At 69.6% G+C, this 3,687-nt stretch carries 4 protein-coding genes; 1 reads left to right on the top strand and 3 read right to left on the bottom strand.

The window, feature by feature from the left end:
* Positions 1-800 (bottom strand): transglycosylase domain-containing protein (locus tag VFL99_RS00275; RefSeq protein WP_325104313.1); only part of this gene is annotated, 800 nt, incomplete at its 3' end.
* Positions 801-853: 53 nt separating this feature from the next.
* Positions 854-1,231, bottom strand: coding sequence for an ArsR/SmtB family transcription factor (locus tag VFL99_RS00270; protein WP_325104312.1), 378 nt, complete (start codon positions 1,229-1,231; stop codon positions 854-856).
* 85 nt (positions 1,232-1,316) lie between these two features.
* Here VFL99_RS00270 and arsM point away from each other — a divergent pair, with 85 nt between their 5' ends.
* Entirely contained in the window at positions 1,317-2,105 is a 789-nt protein-coding gene (arsM, locus tag VFL99_RS00265; RefSeq protein WP_325104311.1) for an arsenite methyltransferase, read from the top strand.
* Positions 2,106-2,181: 76 nt separating this feature from the next.
* Here arsM and VFL99_RS00260 read toward each other — a convergent pair whose 3' ends face one another.
* Positions 2,182-3,630, bottom strand: a complete 1,449-nt coding sequence (locus VFL99_RS00260) for a sugar porter family MFS transporter (RefSeq protein WP_325104310.1) — start codon at positions 3,628-3,630, stop codon at positions 2,182-2,184.
* Positions 3,631-3,687 lie beyond the last annotated feature (57 nt).

Here is a 3,687-nt window from a genome sequence, read left to right as displayed (position 1 = left end):
TGGTACATCTTGTCGAGCACCACGTTGCGCCGGTGCAGCGCGGCCTGCGGGTTGTGGATGGGGTCGGTCACGCCCGGCTCGTTGACGACGCCGGCCAGCATGGCGGACTGGGCGATGTCGAGCTGGCTGGCGTGGATGCCGTAGTAGTGCTCGGCGGCGGCCTCCACGCCGTAGGCCTGGTCGCCGTAGTAGACGAGGTTGAGGTAGCCCTGCAGGATCTGGTCCTTGGTCATCTTCTGCTCGAGCGCGACCGCATATCTCAGCTCCTGCAGCTTGCGCGCATAACCGGCGATGCCCTGGCGGACGATGGCGGCCCGAGCCGCCTGCTGGTTGCCGTTGCGCAGGGCGTTGTCCTCCAGCGAGATCTTCACGTACTGCTGGGTGAGCGTGGACGCACCCTCGGTGCCCTTGTTGAACAGGTTGGAGGCGAGCGCCCGGACGACGCCCTTGGGGTCCAGAGCGCCGTGCTGGAAGAACCGGGCGTCCTCGATCGCCACCTGCGCGTCCTGCATCGCCTGGGAGATCTTGGACAGCGGCACGATGACGCGGTTGGTGTCATACGGGGTGGCGATGACCGTGCCGTCCGCGGCGACGATCTTGGACTGCTGGGACAGCGGGTCGCTCGTCAGCTGGCTGGGCAGCGAGTCGAACAGGTGCACGGCCTGCCGCGTCGTCGCGCCGAGCGCCCCCACCCCCGGGATGAACAGCCCTGCGCCGAGGAGTCCCGCCACGACCGCGGTCGCCACGAAGGCACCGAACAGGCTCAGGACGTCGTTGAGCTTGCGCGGAAACCGGGGCACGGGCCGAGGTTTCCTCCTCAACCTGTGTGTTGGGTGAGTGCGCGCTGAAAAAGCTAGGCGGACGAGCGGGAAACCAGCGCGGTCTCCAGCGCCGACCCGAGCGCCGCGACGGCCTCTGGCACCACTGCGTAGTAGGCCCAGCGGCCGCGCTGCTCACGGGTCACCAGGCCCGCGTCGACCAGCTGCTTCATGTGGTGCGACACCGTCGGCTGGGCGACACCGACCGGCTCGGTCAGGTGGCAGATGCACGCCTCGCCGCCCTCGGCAGCGGCCACGAGGGAGAGCAGCCGGACCCGCGTCGGATCGGCCAGTGCCTTGAACGCGCGTGCCAACCGCTCGGCCTGGTCCACGTCGAGCGCGCCGCCGGTGACGCTCGCGCAGCAGGCCTGCAGGTCGTCGGCGAGCAGCGAGGACGGGGTTGGCGCGGCCATGCCGACCATTCTCCCACCATCCATTGACATCTGTCGATATGTGCTGCACGCTCTACCCATCGACAACCATCGATAGGAGATGACCATGAGCGACACCGAGCTCCGCGAACAGGTACGCCAGCGCTACGCCGCCGCGGCCACTGCCGTCACCGACACGGGCCGCGAGGCGCTGCCCCTCGTCGACGCCGGGTGCTGCACCCCGGACAACTCCTCCTGCTGCGGCGGGACCGGCGAGGTCGACGACGCCTTCGGCGCCAGCCTGTATGCCGCCGCGGAGCAGGGCGAGCTGCCCGCCGCCGCCGTGGCGGCCAGCCTGGGCTGCGGCAATCCCACTGCCGTTGCTGAGCTCCGGCCGGGCGAGACGGTGCTCGACCTCGGCTCCGGTGGTGGCATCGACGTGCTCCTGTCGGCACGGCGGGTCGGCCCGAGCGGGTTCGCCTACGGCGTCGACATGACCGACGAGATGCTGGCGCTCGCGGAGGCCAACAAGGTCAAGTCCGGCCTGGACAACGTCGCCTTCCTCAAGGGCACCATCGAGGACGTGCCGCTGCCGGACGGCTCGGTCGACGTGGTCATCTCCAACTGCGTCATCAACCTGTCCACCGACAAGCCGGCCGTGGTGCGCGAGATGTTCCGAGTCCTGCGGCCCGGTGGGCGGATCGGGATCTCCGACGTCGTTGCCGAGGACCACCTGTCACCCACCGACCGTGCCCAGCGCGGCTCGTATGTCGGGTGCATCGCCGGCGCCCTGTCTCGCCGGGAGTACCTGCAGGGCCTGGCAGAGGCGGGGTTCGAGGACGCCGAGGTCACCTTCACCCACGAGGCGGCGCCCGGCATGCACAGCGCCATCGTGCGGGCGCGCAAGCGCGGGTGAGGGTCGCGCCGGCACGCAAGCACACGGCATACGGCTGCTGTTGCTGGTGCACCGCGGACGGTGACGGCGCGAGCGGTCACCGTCCGCCCGAGGCGGCCTGGCGTTCGAAGACGTGGGTGATCTCCTCCACGGACAGGCCCTTCGTCTCCGGCACGTAGCGGAAGATGAAGGCGATCGCCATGACGCTCAGGCCAGCGAAGCAGACCAGCACCCACGGCAGGCCGATGCCCGCCTGCCACACCGGGAAGACCTCGATCAGGGCGAAGTTCGCGACCCAGTCGGCGGTGGCGCCGTAGGCGGCGGCCTGCCCGCGCACGGCGGTCGGGAACACCTCGCCCTGGAGCAGCCAGCCGGTGCCGCCGACGCCGACGGCGAACGAGGCGATGAACAGCGACAGGCCGACCATGACCACGAAGATCTCCGCCGTCCCGCTCAGGAACCCGAGGCCGGCAGCGGCGAGGAGGGCGAAGACGATCATGCCGGTGTAGCCGCCCATGGAGATCTTCCGGCGGCCGAGGCGGTCGATGTAGCGGAAGCCGAAGTACGTGGCCGCGACGTTGACCGCCGTCATGATGGCGGTGACCTCGACGCCGGCGATCGTGGACGTGACCTTGGTGGCGTGGGCGCCCTGGAACAGCGGCGCGAGCAGGTGCGGCCCGTAGTAGAGCGGCACGTTGATGCCCGTGATCTGCTGGAACACGAAGAAGATGCAGACCACGAACAGCGCCCGCTTGACGCCCTTGGTCCACTGGCTCGACTGGTGCTGGCGGCGTTCCGACTCGGCTTCCTCGAGCCGGTGCGCGGTGAACTCGACGTCGTCGCGGGACACGGTCAGGCCGAGCTTTGACACCGCCTTGCGGACGTCCTCGTACCGGTCGTGGCGCAGCAGCCAGCGTGGGGACTCCGGCATCTGGGTGCGCAGGGCGAGGCCGACGAGCGCGGGGATGGCGCCGAGGCCGAGGATGAGGCGCCAGTCGACCGAGTAGGCCATGCTCTCGGGCAGCGCCTTGAAGACGATGATCGCGACGATGTAGGACACGAGGATGCCGACGGTGATCATCCACTGCTGGAGCATGCTCAGCTGGCCGCGCCGGCTGCGCGGGGCGTACTCGGAGATGTAGGCGGTGGCGATCGCGGAGTCCGCGCCGATCGCCAGGCCGATCAGCGTCCGCGCGATGAGCAGCACGATCGCGTCGGGGGTCACTGCCGACAGGATCGCTCCGGCGGCGTAGATGCCGGCGTCCGCGATCAGCAGGGACTTGCGGCCGAACTTGTCGGTGAGCGGGCCGGCGCAGATGGCGCCGACCGCCGCGCCGATGGAGGCGCCGGCGACGAGGTAGCCCTCGGCGAAGCCGGTGAGCCCGTAGGGGACGAAGTTCAGCGCCGAGCCGATGTTGGAGGTGTCGTAGCCGAAGAGGAAGCCGCCCAGCGTCGCCAGCAGCGTCAGCTGCCAGTAGAACGCCGACGGGCTCCGCTCGTCGAGCTGCTTCAAGACGTCCCGACTGCTTTGTGCCAGCTCGCTCATCGTTCTCTGCCCGATCCGTGGCTCCTCCGCCACTACCGACAGGTACCGATACCCGCG

The sequence above is a fragment of the Segeticoccus sp. genome (assembly GCF_035708005.1).
Note: the sequence above shows the minus strand (reverse complement) of the source record. Positions and strands in the feature narration are given on the sequence as shown.